Origin of the sequence: Blautia glucerasea, assembly GCF_020537505.1 — a bacterium.
Lineage (GTDB): Bacteria > Bacillota > Clostridia > Lachnospirales > Lachnospiraceae > Blautia_A.
In genome coordinates, this window is record NZ_JAJBMO010000016.1 from 38,720 (window position 1) to 53,580 (window position 14,861).

A 14,861-nucleotide genomic window follows, 5' to 3' on the forward strand; every position below is an offset into this window, starting at 1 on the left:
AAGTGCGTTATTATAATAACAATTATTCATTGATGGCAGGCGAGATGTGAAATCCCCACTGATATCATGAACGAAGGAGAGGAAATTTTTTATGAATTACAATATTTCACTGATTCCAGGAGACGGCATCGGTCCTGAAATCGTTGCAGAAGCAAAGAAGGTTCTGGACAAAGTATGCGAGAAATACGGACATACTTTTTCTTATTCAGAAGTACTTTTAGGCGGAGCTTCCATCGATGTACATGGGGTACCGCTTACAGATGAGGCCATCGCCACAGCGAAAGCTTCGGATGCAGTTCTTATGGGCTCTATTGGTGGAGATGCCAAGACATCCCCATGGTATAAACTGGAGCCATCCAAACGCCCGGAGGCAGGACTTCTTGCTATCCGTAAGGCGCTGAATCTTTTTGCAAACCTTCGCCCTGCATATTTATACAATGAGCTTCGTGCAGCATGCCCGCTCCGCGATGAGATCATCGGAGATGGTTTTGACATGATCATCGTACGTGAGCTTACAGGCGGTCTTTATTTCGGAGAAAGAAAGACAGTAGAAGAGAACGGCGTAAAGAAAGCAATCGACACCCTTTCCTATAACGAAAACGAGATCCGCAGAATTGCCATCAAGGCATTTGATATTGCCATGAAACGCCGCAAGAAAGTAACAAGCGTTGACAAGGCAAACGTTCTGGATTCCTCCAGACTTTGGAGAAAAGTGGTAGAAGAAGTAGCCAAGGATTACCCGGAAGTTACTCTTGAACACATGCTGGTTGATAACTGTGCAATGCAGCTGGTAAGAGATCCGAAGCAGTTCGATGTGATCCTGACTGAGAATATGTTTGGAGATATTCTTTCCGATGAGGCAAGTATGGTTACCGGTTCCATCGGAATGCTTTCCTCTGCAAGCCTGAACGAGACCAGGTTCGGCCTTTACGAGCCAAGCCATGGTTCCGCACCTGATATTGCAGGACAGAACAAGGCAAATCCCATTGCAACCATCCTTTCCGCAGCCATGATGCTTCGTTTCTCATTGGATCTGGATCAGGAAGCAAACGCAGTTGAAGCAGCTGTACAGAAGGTTCTAACTGCCGGATACCGCACAGGCGACATTATGTCTGAGGGCTGCACCCTGGTTGGAACGAAAGAGATGGGTGACCTGATCGCTAAGGAAATTTAGAATTCGAAAGAAACAAAATGATTTAGCAGCCGTGGAAAATGCTTATCCAGGAAATTACATGAGCTGGTTGATATCCGCTTATAAGCAAATAGATAATTTTTCCCGGCTATGAAGTATAAAGGAGATACAAGTTATGAGAAGTGACGCAGTAAAGACAGGCTCACAGCAGGCACCTCACCGTTCCCTGTTTAATGCCCTTGGATTGACAAAAGAAGAAATGGACCGCCCATTAGTAGGGATTGTTTGTTCCTACAATGAGATCGTACCAGGCCACATGAACCTGGATAAAATCGCACAGGCTGTAAAGCTTGGTGTAGCAATGGCTGGTGGAACCCCGATCATGTTCCCTGCAATCGCTGTCTGTGACGGTATTGCAATGGGACATATTGGTATGAAATATTCACTTGTAACAAGAGACCTGATCGCAGACTCCACAGAGGCCATGGCACTGGCTCACCAGTTTGACGCCCTTGTTATGATCCCCAATTGTGACAAGAACGTACCTGGACTTCTGATGGCAGCAGCCAGAATCAACGTTCCTACCGTATTCGTAAGCGGAGGCCCGATGCTGGCTGGTCACTTAAACGGACACAAGACAAGTCTTTCCAGCATGTTTGAGGCTGTTGGAGCTTACGCTGCAGGCAAGCTCACAGAGGAAGGCCTGACTGAGTGCGAGAACAAAACATGTCCAACCTGCGGTTCCTGTTCTGGTATGTACACTGCAAACAGCATGAACTGCCTTACCGAGGTTCTTGGTATGGGACTAAAAGGAAACGGAACCATCCCGGCTGTATATTCTGAGCGTATTCGTCTTGCAAAGCATGCGGGAATGCAGGTTATGGAAATGTACCGCCGCAACATCCGTCCAAGAGATATTATGACAAAAGAGGCAATTTTAAATGCCCTCACCGTAGATATGGCACTTGGATGCTCCACAAACAGTATGCTTCATCTTCCGGCAATCGCACATGAGATTGGCTGGGATTTCGATATCAGCTTTGCAAATGGGATCAGTGCAAAGACTCCAAACATCTGTCACCTTGCACCAGCAGGTCCGACTTATATGGAAGACCTGAATGAAGCCGGCGGTGTATACGCAGTTATGAACGAGCTGAACAAGAAGGGACTTCTTCATACAGAGTGCATGACAGTAACCGGCAAGACTGTTGGCGAGAACATCAAAGACTGTGTAAACCTGAATCCGGAAGTTATCCGCCCAATCGATAATCCATACAGCACCACAGGTGGACTTGCTGTACTCCGCGGCAACCTTGCACCAGACGGAAGCGTTGTAAAACGTTCTGCAGTTGTTGCTGAGATGATGGTTCATGAAGGACCTGCAAGAGTCTTTGACTGTGAGGAAGATGCTATTGCAGCCATCAAGGGCGGCAAAATCGTAGAGGGTGACGTTGTTGTCATCCGTTATGAGGGACCAAAAGGCGGCCCTGGAATGAGAGAAATGCTGAATCCTACCTCTGCAATCGCAGGTATGGGACTTGGTTCTTCTGTAGCCCTTATTACAGACGGACGTTTCAGCGGTGCATCCAGAGGAGCTTCCATCGGACATGTTTCACCAGAGGCAGCAGTAGGTGGCCCTATCGCCCTTGTTGAGGAAGGCGATATCATCAGTATCAACATTCCGGAGCTGAAGCTGGAACTGAAGGTTTCTGATGAAGAGCTTGCAGCAAGAAAAGCAAAATGGCAGACAAGAGAGCCGAAGGTTACTACCGGATACCTTGCAAGATATGCAGCAATGGTTACCTCCGGAAACCGCGGCGCAATCCTTGAGGTTCCGAAAGCGAAATAGTCAGAAATCCGCCGTCAGGATTTTTAGTGAAATAATAGATCTGACGGGACAGATATAAGATATACCCTAAGGAGGAAACAAAATTGCAGCTTACAGGAGCGGAGATCATCATAGAATGTTTACTGGAGCAAAGCGTGGATACCGTTTTCGGCTATCCAGGCGGAGCCATCCTGAATGTTTATGACGCCCTTTACCGATACAGTGACAAAATCAAACATGTACTTACTTCCCATGAGCAGGGAGCTTCCCATGCAGCAGACGGCTATGCGCGTGCAACCGGCAAAGTCGGCGTGTGTCTGGCAACCTCCGGACCAGGCGCCACAAACCTGGTAACAGGAATTGCCACCGCGTGTATGGACTCTGTTCCTGTGGTAGCAATTACCTGTAACGTTGGAACTGCCCTTCTTGGAAAGGATTCCTTCCAGGAGGTTGATATTGCAGGTATTGTAATGCCTGTGACAAAACACAGCTACATTGTGAAAGATGTAACACAGCTTGCGGACACCATTCGCAAAGCCTTTATTATTGCAAAAAGCGGCCGCCCAGGTCCGGTACTTGTAGACGTACCCAAGGATGTGACCGCAGCAAAATGCGAATATATCCGTCACACTATCACAGCTGTAGAGCCCAAGGTGGACGCCATCCGTCCGGAAGATGTGGATACAGCAGCACAGATGATCGCAGCAGCGAAGAAGCCATTTATCTTTGTAGGCGGCGGTGCCGTGATCGCAGATGCATCTGAAGAGGTTCGCGCACTTGCCCATAAGATCCAGGCTCCTGTCTGCGACAGCCTTATGGGAAAAGGTGCTTTTTCCGGAGAAGATGAGCTTTATACCGGTCCGGTTGGAATGCATGGAACAAAGACTTCCAACTACGCAATGTGTGAGTGTGACCTTCTGATCACTCTGGGCGCACGTTTCAGCGACCGTGTAACAGGAGATACCAAGACCTTTGCACCGAAGGCCAGAATCCTGCAGATCGATGTAGATGCAGCGGAGATCAACAAGAATATTGTGGTGGATGCCTCTGTGATCGGAGATCTGAGGGAAGTGCTGAAGCTTCTCCTTGAGAAAATTCCGGAGAAGAGCCATGAGCAGTGGGTACAGCATATTCAGGATATGAAGGAAAAATATCCGTTAAATTACGATCATTCCCAGCTTACCGGACCATATGTGATCCAGAAGCTTTATGAACTGACAGGTGGAGACGCGATCATTTCCACCGATGTTGGACAGCATCAGATGTGGGCTGCCCAGTATTTCAAATTTAAGGAGCCGAGAACCTTCCTTACATCAGGAGGGCTTGGTACCATGGGTTACGGCCTTGGTGCAGCTATCGGAGCAAAGATGGGCCGCCCGGACAAAACCGTGGTAAATATAGCAGGAGACGGCTGTTTCCGTATGAACATGAACGAGATTGCCACAGCAGTTCGCTGCGGGAAACCTCTTGTCCAGATCATCCTGAACAATCATGTTCTTGGAATGGTACGCCAGTGGCAGACTCTTTTCTATGATCACAGATATTCCCAGACCGTTTTAAACGACGGTGTGGATTTCGTGAAAGTCTCTGAGGCAATGGGAGCAAAAGCAATCCGCGTTACGAAGATGGAAGAAGTAGAGCCTGCACTTAAGATGGCGCTTTCATCAGAGGGACCGGTAGTTCTCGACTGCTGGATCGACCAGGATTTAAGCGTATATCCTATGGTCCCTGCAGGAGCTAGTTTAGATGAGGTATTTGACGAGGAGGATGTGAAGAAATGAGCAGAGTTTATAATTTTTCCGCAGGACCAGCAGTCCTTCCGGAAGAGGTGTTGAAAGAAGTCGCAGACGAGATGATGGATTACAATGGTACCGGAATGTCCGTTATGGAAATGAGCCATAGAAGTGCTGCATTCCAGGAGATCATCGACACAGCTGAGAAGGATCTTCGCGAGCTGATGAATATTCCGGACAACTACAAGGTACTTTTCCTTCAGGGCGGCGCTTCCCAGCAGTTCGCCATGATCCCTATGAACCTTATGAAAAATAAGGTGGCTGATTATATCGTAACTGGCCAGTGGGCAAAAAAAGCATACCAGGAAGCACAGAAATATGGAAAAGCAAATAAGATTGCTTCTTCCGAGGATAAGACCTTTTCCTACATTCCGGATTGCAGTGATCTGCCGGTCAGCCCGGATGCAGACTATGTTTATATCTGCGAGAACAACACCATTTATGGAACCAAGTTCAAAGAGCTTCCGAATACAAAGGGCAAAACACTGGTAGCGGATGTATCCTCCTGTTTCCTTTCCGAGCCTGTTGATGTAAGCAAATACGGCATTATTTATGGCGGTGTTCAGAAGAATATTGGACCGGCTGGTATGGTCATCGCCATCATCCGTGAGGATCTGATCACAGAGGATGTTCTTCCGGGAACACCTACCATGCTTACATATAAAACACATGCAGATGCAGGCTCCCTTTATAATACACCGAACGCATATTGTATTTACGTATGCGGCAAGGTTTTCAAATGGCTGAAGAAAATGGGCGGTCTGGAAGAAATGAAGAAACGCAATGAGGAGAAGGCAAAGATCCTTTATGATTTCCTTGATTCCAGCAAGCTTTTCCATGGCACTGTTGTACCGAAGGACCGTTCCCTTATGAATGTTCCTTTCGTAACTGGTGACAAGGAGATGGATGCGAAATTTGTAGCTGAGGCTGCTAAGGCTGGTCTTGTGAACCTGAAAGGCCACAGAACCGTTGGCGGTATGAGAGCAAGCATTTACAATGCAATGCCGAAGGCTGGCGTGGAAGCGCTGGTTGCATTCATGAAAAAGTTTGAGGAGGAAAATGCGTAATGTTTCAGTATCATTGCCTGAATCCTATTGCCCAGAAAGGCCTGGACATTTTTGATGAAAAATACAGAAAAGCAGATACTCTGGATGACTGCCAGGCAGTTCTTGTAAGAAGTGCAAAGATGCATGACCTGGAGCTTCCGGAAAGTGTAGCTGTGATCGCACGTGCTGGTGCCGGTGTCAATAACATTCCGGTGAAAGAGTGTGCAGAGAAAGGTATTGTTGTATTTAATACTCCTGGAGCTAATGCAAATGGTGTAAAGGAGCTGGTTCTTGCTGGTATGCTTCTTGCTTCCCGTGATATTGTAGGCGGTATTGAGTGGGTACAGAGGGAGAAGGACCAGGAGGACATTGATAAGCTTGCTGAGAAGCAGAAGAAGCAGTTTGCAGGCTGTGAGATCATGGGCAAAAAGCTTGGTATCATCGGCCTTGGCGCCATCGGAAGCATGGTGGCAAATGCGGCAGCCTCCCTTGGCATGGAGGTTTATGGTTATGACCCATACATTTCCATTGATGCAGCATGGAATCTTTCCCGTACCATTAAGCACAGCAAGAGCTTAGAGGAGATTTACAGCAAATGTGATTATATTACGGTTCATGTTCCGCTTCTGGATTCTACAAAGAAGATGATCAATAAAGAAGCTTTTGGGAAGATGAAGGACGGCGTTGTGCTCCTGAACTTTGCACGTGATCTTCTGGTGGATGAGGATGCTCTTATTGAGGCACTGGACAGCGGTAAGGTGAAGAAGTATGTAACGGACTTTGCCAACCATACCGTTGCAGGCCATGAGGGCATTCTGGTGACTCCTCATCTTGGAGCTTCCACAGAGGAGTCTGAGGAGAACTGTGCAGTTATGGCTGTGAAGGAGGTTCGTGATTTCCTTGAGAATGGTAATATCAAGAATTCCGTAAACTTCCCGAATTGTGATATGGGTACCTGTGTGGCTGTTGGACGTATCGCCATCACCCACAAAAATATCCCGAACATGATCAGCCAGCTCACTAAGATCCTTGGTGCAGAGGGACTGAACATTGCGGATATGACCAACAAGAGTAAAGGGGAGTTCGCCTATACCCTGATCGATCTGGAGAGTGCGGCTTCCGCAGAGGCACTGGATGCGCTGAAGGCCATTGAGGGTGTTTCTAAGGTTCGTGTGGTAAAATAAATAAGAATATTCAAGGCGGACGATTTCCCCGGTGTGAACGTTTTCAGACAACGTCGAATTTGGGGATTTTGCTCCGCCGCTTATTGATAGCCAGGTATGCAAACTCGCCTAAAGGCTCAGACAGTGCATACCTGGCTATCGCTATGCTCACAAAATCCCCAAATTCGACTAACTGTCTTCAACCGTTCACACCGGGGAAATCTGGCTATATAAAAAAACAGAGACTACCGATTTAAGAAATCAGTTGCCTCTGTTTTTTTATATAGATTAAGAGTAAGTTTATCTGCCGCTCTTTGCAATAAATTCCTCAACTTCTTCGCGGGTTGGCATGACACGAAGAGCACCCTTACGGGTTGTAATGAGGGATGCGCCTGCGTTGGCGAAGGTGAGCATTTCCATCAGGTTCTCGTCGGTGAGGTCTTCCAGGCCGTGGTCGAGAACGTAGTTCAGGATGCTGGCGCAGAAGGTGTCTCCGGCACCAGTGGTCTCGATGGTATTCTCCTGAAGGAACGGGGCACATTCTACACGGTGTCCCTTGTAGTAAGCGCGGCTTCCGTCTTTACCCAGGGTGATGAGAACCAGTGGAATGTGATATTTCTCTTCAATAAGTGCAGCGCCCTTGTCATAGTCTGTAGTATGGAAAAGGAATTCGACCTCGTTGTCAGAAATCTTCAGGACGTCACATTTGGTAAGACCGTACTCAATTTCTTTACGGGCATCCTCAAGGGAATTCCACAGCGGAGGACGAAGGTTTGGATCAAAGGTGATGATACAGCCAGCGTCTTTGGCCACATGAATGGCGTGACGGGTAGCTTCCCTTACTCCTGGATGGGTGGAAGAGAGGGTTCCGAAATGGAAAATACGGGAATCACGGATCAGATCGTCCGGTACCTCATCCATGGTCAGCATCATGTCAGCACCCGGATTGCGGTAGAAGGAGAAATCTCTGTCTCCATCTGGATAGGTGTGGACAAATGCCAGTGTGGTATGTACTTCCTCGTCCATAATAAGAGCCCTGGTATCAATTCCAACTTCTTCCACAGCGGTCTTCAGCTGGTTTCCAAACATGTCCTTTCCAACTTTTCCGATAAAAGCGGTCTTCTTGCCAAGGCGCTCCAGCATAGCCAGAACGTTACATGGAGCCCCACCAGGATTGGCTTCCATAATTGGGTTGCCCTGTGTGCTGGTGCCATTCTCTGTAAAATCAATGAGAAGCTCGCCAAGTGCAGTCACGTCATAGTTTCGATTGCTCATTGAAAAATCCTCCTTAGATGTTTTCAAAAATATATACCAATAATTTAACGCAGAAAAGGATATTTGTCAAACAAATTCCTTTTCTTTCTGGGAGAAAAATGGTAAAATAATAGGAAATAACAGGTTGGATTTCTGAAAAATTATAACAATAATGATATTTTTCGGAAAGACTGACAATCCGTGAATGGTGGCGGGGAAATGGAGAGGCTTATGAGTAAAACAGTATATGATTATATGGACTGGCCAGGAATTGAAGCGGTTGTATACGGGGAAGAGACAGCGCCCAGGGATGTGATGGGACCCAGACTGACACCGGACGGTGTGCTGATACAGGGATTTTTCCCAGAGGCCAAAAGTGCGGTTGTGACTGTGGGACGTAAGAAATATGAGATGGAGCTGGAAGACGAAGCTGGTTATTATGCAGTGCTGCTCCCAGGAAGAAAGATCCCGGATTATGAATTCCAGGTAGAGCTTGAGAAGGAGACGAAGAAATTCAAGGATGCTTACGCATTTGGAGGACTTCTCACAGAGGAAGATGAGAGAGCTTTTCTGGGCGGCGTTTATTATGAGGCCTATAAGAAAATGGGAGCACATCCTATGACCATGGATGGTGTCGCTGGTACCCATTTCGCAGTGTGGGCGCCAAATGCCATCCGGGTAAGTGTGGTTGGAGAATTCAACAACTGGGATGGCAGAGTGCTTCCCATGCACAAGATGCCCATGTCCGGTATTTTTGAGCTGTTTGTGCCAGGGGTGAAACCAGGAGATGCCTACCGCTATGAGATCAAGGTGAAGGGGGATGTGATCCTTCAGAAGGCGGATCCTTATGGAAACAGAACCCAGCCGGCGCCAGTGTGGGATTCTGTTGTGGCAGAGGTGGACGGTTTCCAGTGGACAGATGAGAAATGGATGACAGACCGTAAGAAATACGATGACCGGAAGCAGCCTGTTTCTATTTATGAGACAAGCCTTGGACAGTGGAAAGAGGGAAAAGAGCTGATCGCTTTTGCAAAGGGGCAGGGTTACACCCATGTAGAGCTTCATCCGGTTATGGAGTTTCTGGAGGAGGGGTCAGATGGCTATCCGACTTCCGCCTATTTTGCAGTAAGCACACGCTATGGTACACCGGCAGATTTTGCAGCGCTGGTGGATGGACTTCACCAGGAGGGAATCGGTGTGATCCTGGACTGGTCGCCGGCCCAGTTTCCAGGGTACGCAGGCGGCCTGGAGAAATTTGACGGAACACCTCTTTATGAGGTGAAGGATCCGGATATGGCAGTTCACCCAATGTGGGGGACCATGCTTTACAATTATGACAGTCCAATGGTAAAGGATTTCCTGATCTCCAATGCCTGCTTCTGGCTGGAGGTTTTCCATGCAGATGGGCTCCGCATGGATGATGTAGACGCCATGCTGTACCTGGATTATGGAAGAAAAGATGGATGGACTCCGAATATCTATGGTTCTAATGAGAACCTCCATGCCATTGAGTTTTTAAAGCATCTCAATTCCATTGTGAAAAAGCGTGCTCCAGGTGCTCTTCTGATCGCCCAGGAGGATGGCCTGTGGCCAGAGCTGACCGACAGCGTAGAGAATGATCACATTGGATTTGATTACAAATGGAGCGGCGGATGGACAAGGGACTTCCTGTTCTATCTGTCTGTGGATCCCATTTTGCGGAAGAATTATCATGACCAGCTGACACTCTCCACTTTGTATGCCTATTCCGAGCATTATATTCTGACGCTTGGAAGCCGGGACGTGGGAAGTCTTGAGGAGCTTATGGCAAAGCTGCCAGGGGACGGGAAGCAGAAGCTGGCGCAGGTGAGAGAGGCTTATTCCTATATGATGGTTCATCCTGGCTGCAAGATGATGGCGCCGGGAGCAGAGATGCCGGAGGGGCTTTCGAAATGTATTCAGGCGTTGAATGCCCTCTATAAGAGTTCACCAGCCCTATATCAGATGGACGATGAATACGACGGATTCGAGTGGATCCAGTTGATGAAATATGAGGAGAATGTGATCACCTTCCTCCGCAAGACGGAGAAGCCAGAAGAGACTTTGCTTGTAATCTGTAATTTTGCCGCAATTCCCTACGGGAATTACCAGGTGGGCGTGCCTTTTGCAGGTAAATATAAAGAGATCTTTAATAGCGACGCGGCAGAATTTGGCGGCGAGGGCGTGGTAAATCCACGGATAAAGACCGCGAAAGCAGAAGAGTGCGACGAACGGGAGCACTCCATTAAAGTAAAACTTCCAGCACTGGGGGTAAGTATTTTCAGCTGTACTCCAGGGAAGACACCAGCTAAGAAGAAAGTGACAGTAGCAAAAGCTGTGAAAACCACGAAAGACAAGAATGCAGGAAAACTGGTAAAGGCTGCGAGAACGAAAGTTGCAAAGAAAGTGGAAGCAGCCACAGAAAAAGCAGCTAAGAAAACAGAAATTGTAGAAAAGAAAGCTGCTACAAAGAAGCCAGTAAAGGAAGAAAAATCTGCAAAGGCAGAAGAAGCTGTCAAGGCAGAGAAAAAAGAGAAAGCAATAAAATAATATAAAAATGGGGAAACAAAAACAGGAGGTTTTTACAAATGAAAGAAATTCAGGCAATAAAGATTAACACCGCAGATTTTGCACCATATGGAAGCTTTTATTCTATGACAGAGCCAGAGGGATATCCGCTGCAGGGTGAGATCCATAAATTTTACCCAGACCGCATTTCAGGAACCTGTGTCGGCAGCATGGGCTTTTCTCCGATCGCGGTGAAAAAAGATGACCGCGTTGTAAAGATGGCTGAGTATCACACCACAACCTGGGAGGGAATCGTAGCTTTGGACGATGATATGATCATCCATGTTGCCCCGGCTTCCGGAGGAACTCCGGTTCCGGAACTTACCAAGGCTTTCATTGTTCCAAAGGGCTGTATGGTAAAAATCAACCAGGCAATCTGGCATTTATGTCCACTGCCAGTACATAACGAAGTCCTTCACGCCATGATCATTCTTCCGGAATGTACCTATGCAAACGACTGTACAGTTGTGGAATTTCCAGAGAAGGACTGGTTTAAAATAAAGGTTATGTAAAGCTTGGGAATATTACCTTTGAAAAGGAAACAAGAGATTACCTGAGAAAATGCAAAGAAAACTCAAGTTAAATATTTCTTGACAAATTCCCGTATATAAACTAAAATAATTTTTGTGTCTGGCAGATGATTCCATTTGCCAGATCATAAGCTGGAATAGCTCAGTCGGTAGAGCACTTCACTCGTAATGAAGGGGTCGTGAGTTCGAGTCTCATTTCCAGCTTTTTCTTATAGGAGAAAATTTTTTGCAAGGGAGCAGAGCCATTTGGAGTCTGCTCCTAATTTATTAAATGAAAAAATATGTCATCAATGGGAAAATAATTGTTTTCAAATGGTTCATTCTATGATAGAATACACCTTGATTGCAAACAAAGGGTTACTGGTCAGGATGTGATCAGTAACACAAAGGAGACGAGGTATATGTCAGGTTATTCTGCCCCAGGCTTTTTTGAAAAGAAAATAGAGCGTGAGACCACGGCGCGTGTTGCGGCTTTTTTAGGCGGGCTTGGAAGAGGCTCTGAGAATCTTGGAGCTACCGGGGTGCGTTCTGACTGGATGGAGCAGGACGGACCAGCTTTTGGTGTACCTTTTTTCGAAAAAATGTATGAGAATACGGGTTACCGATATAGCAATATGCAGTAAATGCACCGCATAGACATGTATAGTGTTTATGCAGAAGCATTTCTCTATATAAAGCTGGTCGGTATCCCGTGTTTTTTTTCGTAAATTTGAAATCACACAGAGAGGAGGGGACAAATGTCTGACTCATTTCTTGAATTAAAAGATCTGAAAAAAAGTTTTACTCCAGGAGAATATGTCCTTCAGGGGATTAACTTAAAAATAGAGCAAGGCGAATTCGTCACATTGCTTGGTTCATCCGGCTGCGGCAAGACCACCACTCTCCGCATTATCGCTGGCCTGGAACAACCAGACAGCGGAAGTGTATGGCTGGAGGGAAAGGATGTGACGAATCTGGAGCCAAATGAAAGAGACGTAAATACGGTATTTCAGAATTACGCTCTTTTTCCCCATATGAACGTGGCGGACAATATCGGATATGGCTTGAAAATACGAAAAGTGTCAAAAGCAGATATCAGGAAAAAGGTAAAGGAAATGCTGGAGCTGGTGCAGCTGGAGGGGTATGAGAAACGGAAACCTGCCGAGTTGTCCGGTGGACAGAAGCAGCGGGTGGCAATTGCAAGAGCACTGGCAAATAATCCCCGGGTACTGCTTCTGGATGAGCCGCTTGGAGCTTTGGATCTGCAGCTTCGCAGGGCTATGCAGCTGGAATTAAAGCGCCTGCAGAAGAAGCTGGGAATTACCTTTATCTATATCACTCATGATCAGGAAGAGGCCATCAACATGTCTGACCGGATTGTGGTTATGAACCAGGGTCGTTTTGAGCAGATCGGCACTCCGGATGAAATCTACAACCACCCGAAAACCAGTTATGTGGCAACTTTTGTGGGAAATGCCAATATCCTGAAAGGCGAGCTTGTGGGTATGGATGGAACAGTGGCAATTCGAAGTGAGAACATAATATTGGATGAAAATTGTAAACAGGGCTATTCGGCAGTGGTAAAGGAGAAAAATTTTGCTGCGGGACAGCTAAGAGTATTGCTAGTCTTGTCAGACGGAACAGAAATCACAGCCAGCCGATTCGGCATGAATGCAAATATTCAGCCAGGCCAGCAGATAAACTGGTACTTTGATCTGAAGAATGCTGTTATAGTAGACAATGCAAAAGGAGAAAGACTGTGAGGGGCAAAATAAGCCGGAGCAAATCTTCGGCGAAGCACACTCACGCCACCATCGGCATGATCCTGCCGCTATACATTTTTACCTTGATTTTCGTGGCATGTCCCCTCCTGTACATGGTGGCCCTAAGCTTCGCCACCCCGGGAGAAGTCCACGGTGTACAGTGGATCTTTACCCTGGATAATTACCGGAAGATCCTGGAACCCGTGTACCTGAACACCTTCGTCCAGTCCTTCCAGTTAGCCATTACAAGCACTCTTTTTATCACCCTGATCGGCTACCCATTTGGCTACTTCATGGCGAAATTACCAGCAGGGGGCAAAAAGAAAGCCATGCTTCTCCTAATGCTTCCGTTCTGGGTGAATTCCCTGATCCGTTTATATGGCTGGATCATCATACTCCAGAAAAAAGGTCTTCTGAATTTTGTTCTGAAAAAGCTGGACCTGATCCAGAAGCCGCTGAAAATCATGTACAGCTACCCGGCAATCGTCATTGGTATGATTTATGTTCTTTTGCCATTTATGATCCTGTCTGTGTATTCCAGCGCAGAAAAACTGGACTGGTCACTGGTAGAAGCTGCCCGCGATCTGGGAGCCAGTAAGGCGAAGGCATTCTGGACGGTAAGCTTTAGGTTGACCCTGCCAGGGCTTTTGTCCGGCGTGATCCTAACCTTTATTCCCTCCATGGGACTGTTTTTCATAGCAGATATCCTGGGCGGAAACAAGGTGGTGCTGGTCGGAAGCCTGATCCAGGATCAGATGACCAGGGGAAATAACTGGCCTTTCGCGGCAGCCCTGGCGGTGATCATGATGATCCTTACCACTTTGATGATCTTGCTGTACCGCAAGGTTACAAATGCGAAAGAAGTGGAGGGACTAGGATGATGAACACACGAAACAACGAAGGTAAAAACAGTGCATTAGCCAGAAAGGCTGGAAAGAAGAGAAAAGCGAGCTACGGCATGAAGCGGAGCACCCGCTTTGAGAAGATATACCTTGGCATCATTTTCTTCTTAATGTACCTCCCCGTAGCCGTAGTTATCATTTTCTCCTTCAATGAATCCAAGCTTCCCGTGCGCCTCACCGGATTTTCCCTCCAGTGGTACGAAAAGCTGTTCGCAGACAGTGCTATGATGGAAGCCCTGGTAAACAGCCTGATCCTTGGGGTGGCTAGCTGCGCAGTATCTGCAGTGATTGGAACTCTGGGAGCTGTGGGCCTGTCCCGGATCCATTGGAAAACAAAAGGCGCATTGGAGTACATCTCCATTTTGCCCCTTATGATACCGGAAATCATTCTGGGTATGGTGCTGATGGCATTTTTTTATATGCTGAACCTGCCCTTTGGAATGCTTACCCTGCTCATCGGGCACACGGTATTTTGCATTCCTTATATCTTGATGGAAGTAAAAGCAAGGCTTGTGGGCATGGATCCTTCCCTTGAGGAAGCCGCCCGGGATCTTGGAGCCACTTCCATGAGAGCCTTTTTTGACATCACACTGCCGCTGATCATGCCGGCTGTGGCATCTGGCTCATTACTTGCCTTCGCCATGTCCATGGACGATGTGGTGATCAGTATTTTTATTAACGGTCCGAGGCTGTCCACCTTGCCGATCAAGGTGTACACTCAGATAAAAACCGGTGTCACGCCGGAAATCAATGCGCTGTGTACGATCATGCTGGCTTTTACAGTGGTAATTCTTCTTGTTTACTCTCTTATAAAGAAGTTAAAGAGAAAGTATAAGTAATCTGATCACAGGAATTAGCGAAGAAAATCACCTGATAAAAGCCAGT

At 47.1% G+C, this 14,861-nt stretch carries 12 protein-coding genes and 1 tRNA gene; 12 read left to right on the forward strand and 1 reads right to left on the reverse strand.

Annotated elements, in window-relative coordinates; all coding sequences use genetic code 11:
• Nucleotides 1-91 precede the first annotated feature (91 nt).
• From leuB to LIQ05_RS12815, 5 genes are all read left to right on the forward strand, one after another.
• Complete coding sequence (gene leuB / locus LIQ05_RS12795) at nt 92-1,174, forward strand: 3-isopropylmalate dehydrogenase (RefSeq protein WP_226821162.1); 1,083 nt, start codon at nt 92-94, stop codon at nt 1,172-1,174.
• 133 nt (nt 1,175-1,307) lie between these two features.
• Nucleotides 1,308-2,981, forward strand: a complete 1,674-nt coding sequence (gene ilvD, locus LIQ05_RS12800) for a dihydroxy-acid dehydratase (protein WP_226821164.1) — start codon at nt 1,308-1,310, stop codon at nt 2,979-2,981.
• Between the two features lie 83 nt (nt 2,982-3,064).
• Nucleotides 3,065-4,741 carry a biosynthetic-type acetolactate synthase large subunit gene (ilvB, locus tag LIQ05_RS12805; RefSeq protein ID WP_226821166.1) on the forward strand — a complete coding sequence of 559 codons (1,677 nt, stop codon included), beginning with the start codon at nt 3,065-3,067 and terminating at the stop codon, nt 4,739-4,741.
• Nucleotides 4,738-5,820: a 3-phosphoserine/phosphohydroxythreonine transaminase gene (gene serC / locus LIQ05_RS12810; RefSeq protein WP_226821168.1), complete on the forward strand. Its 1,083-nt coding sequence runs from the start codon at nt 4,738-4,740 to the stop codon at nt 5,818-5,820. The genes ilvB and serC overlap by 4 nt, the downstream gene beginning before the upstream one ends.
• Complete coding sequence (locus LIQ05_RS12815) at nt 5,820-6,983, forward strand: phosphoglycerate dehydrogenase (protein WP_226821172.1); 1,164 nt, start codon at nt 5,820-5,822, stop codon at nt 6,981-6,983. The genes serC and LIQ05_RS12815 overlap by 1 nt, the downstream gene beginning before the upstream one ends.
• A gap of 279 nt (nt 6,984-7,262) precedes the next feature.
• Here the strand turns inward: LIQ05_RS12815 and LIQ05_RS12820 are convergent, their stop codons facing one another.
• A complete protein-coding gene (locus LIQ05_RS12820) occupies nt 7,263-8,237 on the reverse strand; it encodes a carbohydrate kinase family protein (protein ID WP_226821174.1) in 975 nt (324 codons plus the stop codon).
• A 210-nt stretch (nt 8,238-8,447) separates the two neighbouring features.
• Here LIQ05_RS12820 and glgB point away from each other — a divergent pair, with 210 nt between their 5' ends.
• From glgB to LIQ05_RS12855, 7 genes are all read left to right on the forward strand, one after another.
• Nucleotides 8,448-10,784, forward strand: a complete 2,337-nt coding sequence (glgB, locus tag LIQ05_RS12825; protein ID WP_226821178.1) for a 1,4-alpha-glucan branching enzyme — start codon at nt 8,448-8,450, stop codon at nt 10,782-10,784.
• Between the two features lie 38 nt (nt 10,785-10,822).
• The gene (locus LIQ05_RS12830) at nt 10,823-11,314 is read left to right on the forward strand and encodes an ureidoglycolate lyase (RefSeq protein WP_226821181.1); all 492 of its coding nucleotides are present in this window, start codon (nt 10,823-10,825) and stop codon (nt 11,312-11,314) included.
• Nucleotides 11,315-11,463: 149 nt separating this feature from the next.
• Nucleotides 11,464-11,536 (forward strand) — tRNA-Thr (locus LIQ05_RS12835).
• A 197-nt stretch (nt 11,537-11,733) separates the two neighbouring features.
• A complete protein-coding gene (locus LIQ05_RS12840; RefSeq protein WP_226821183.1) occupies nt 11,734-11,955 on the forward strand; it encodes a hypothetical protein in 222 nt (73 codons plus the stop codon).
• Nucleotides 11,956-12,069: 114 nt separating this feature from the next.
• Entirely contained in the window at nt 12,070-13,074 is a 1,005-nt protein-coding gene (locus LIQ05_RS12845) for an ABC transporter ATP-binding protein (RefSeq protein ID WP_226821189.1), read from the forward strand.
• Between the two features lie 56 nt (nt 13,075-13,130).
• Nucleotides 13,131-13,955, forward strand: a complete 825-nt coding sequence (locus LIQ05_RS12850) for an ABC transporter permease (protein WP_226821254.1) — start codon at nt 13,131-13,133, stop codon at nt 13,953-13,955.
• Nucleotides 13,956-14,032: 77 nt separating this feature from the next.
• Nucleotides 14,033-14,815 carry an ABC transporter permease gene (locus LIQ05_RS12855; RefSeq protein ID WP_226821256.1) on the forward strand — a complete coding sequence of 261 codons (783 nt, stop codon included), beginning with the start codon at nt 14,033-14,035 and terminating at the stop codon, nt 14,813-14,815.
• Nucleotides 14,816-14,861: the final 46 nt, after the last annotated feature.

What these genes read in the sequence shown, in the direction of transcription:
- ilvD (WP_226821164.1), top strand. Translation starts at nt 1,308, where the DNA reads ATGAGAAGTGACGCAGTAAAGACAGGCTCACAGCAGGCACCTCACCGT.
- LIQ05_RS12840 (WP_226821183.1), top strand. Translation starts at nt 11,734, where the DNA reads ATGTCAGGTTATTCTGCCCCAGGCTTTTTTGAAAAGAAAATAGAGCGT.
- LIQ05_RS12830 (WP_226821181.1), top strand. Translation starts at nt 10,823, where the DNA reads ATGAAAGAAATTCAGGCAATAAAGATTAACACCGCAGATTTTGCACCA.
- LIQ05_RS12855 (WP_226821256.1), top strand. Translation starts at nt 14,033, where the DNA reads ATGAAGCGGAGCACCCGCTTTGAGAAGATATACCTTGGCATCATTTTC.
- LIQ05_RS12815 (WP_226821172.1), top strand. Translation starts at nt 5,820, where the DNA reads ATGTTTCAGTATCATTGCCTGAATCCTATTGCCCAGAAAGGCCTGGAC.
- LIQ05_RS12850 (WP_226821254.1), top strand. Translation starts at nt 13,131, where the DNA reads ATGATCCTGCCGCTATACATTTTTACCTTGATTTTCGTGGCATGTCCC.
- glgB (WP_226821178.1), top strand. Translation starts at nt 8,448, where the DNA reads ATGAGTAAAACAGTATATGATTATATGGACTGGCCAGGAATTGAAGCG.
- serC (WP_226821168.1), top strand. Translation starts at nt 4,738, where the DNA reads ATGAGCAGAGTTTATAATTTTTCCGCAGGACCAGCAGTCCTTCCGGAA.
- LIQ05_RS12845 (WP_226821189.1), top strand. Translation starts at nt 12,070, where the DNA reads ATGTCTGACTCATTTCTTGAATTAAAAGATCTGAAAAAAAGTTTTACT.
- LIQ05_RS12820 (WP_226821174.1), bottom strand. Translation starts at nt 8,237, where the DNA reads ATGAGCAATCGAAACTATGACGTGACTGCACTTGGCGAGCTTCTCATT.
- leuB (WP_226821162.1), top strand. Translation starts at nt 92, where the DNA reads ATGAATTACAATATTTCACTGATTCCAGGAGACGGCATCGGTCCTGAA.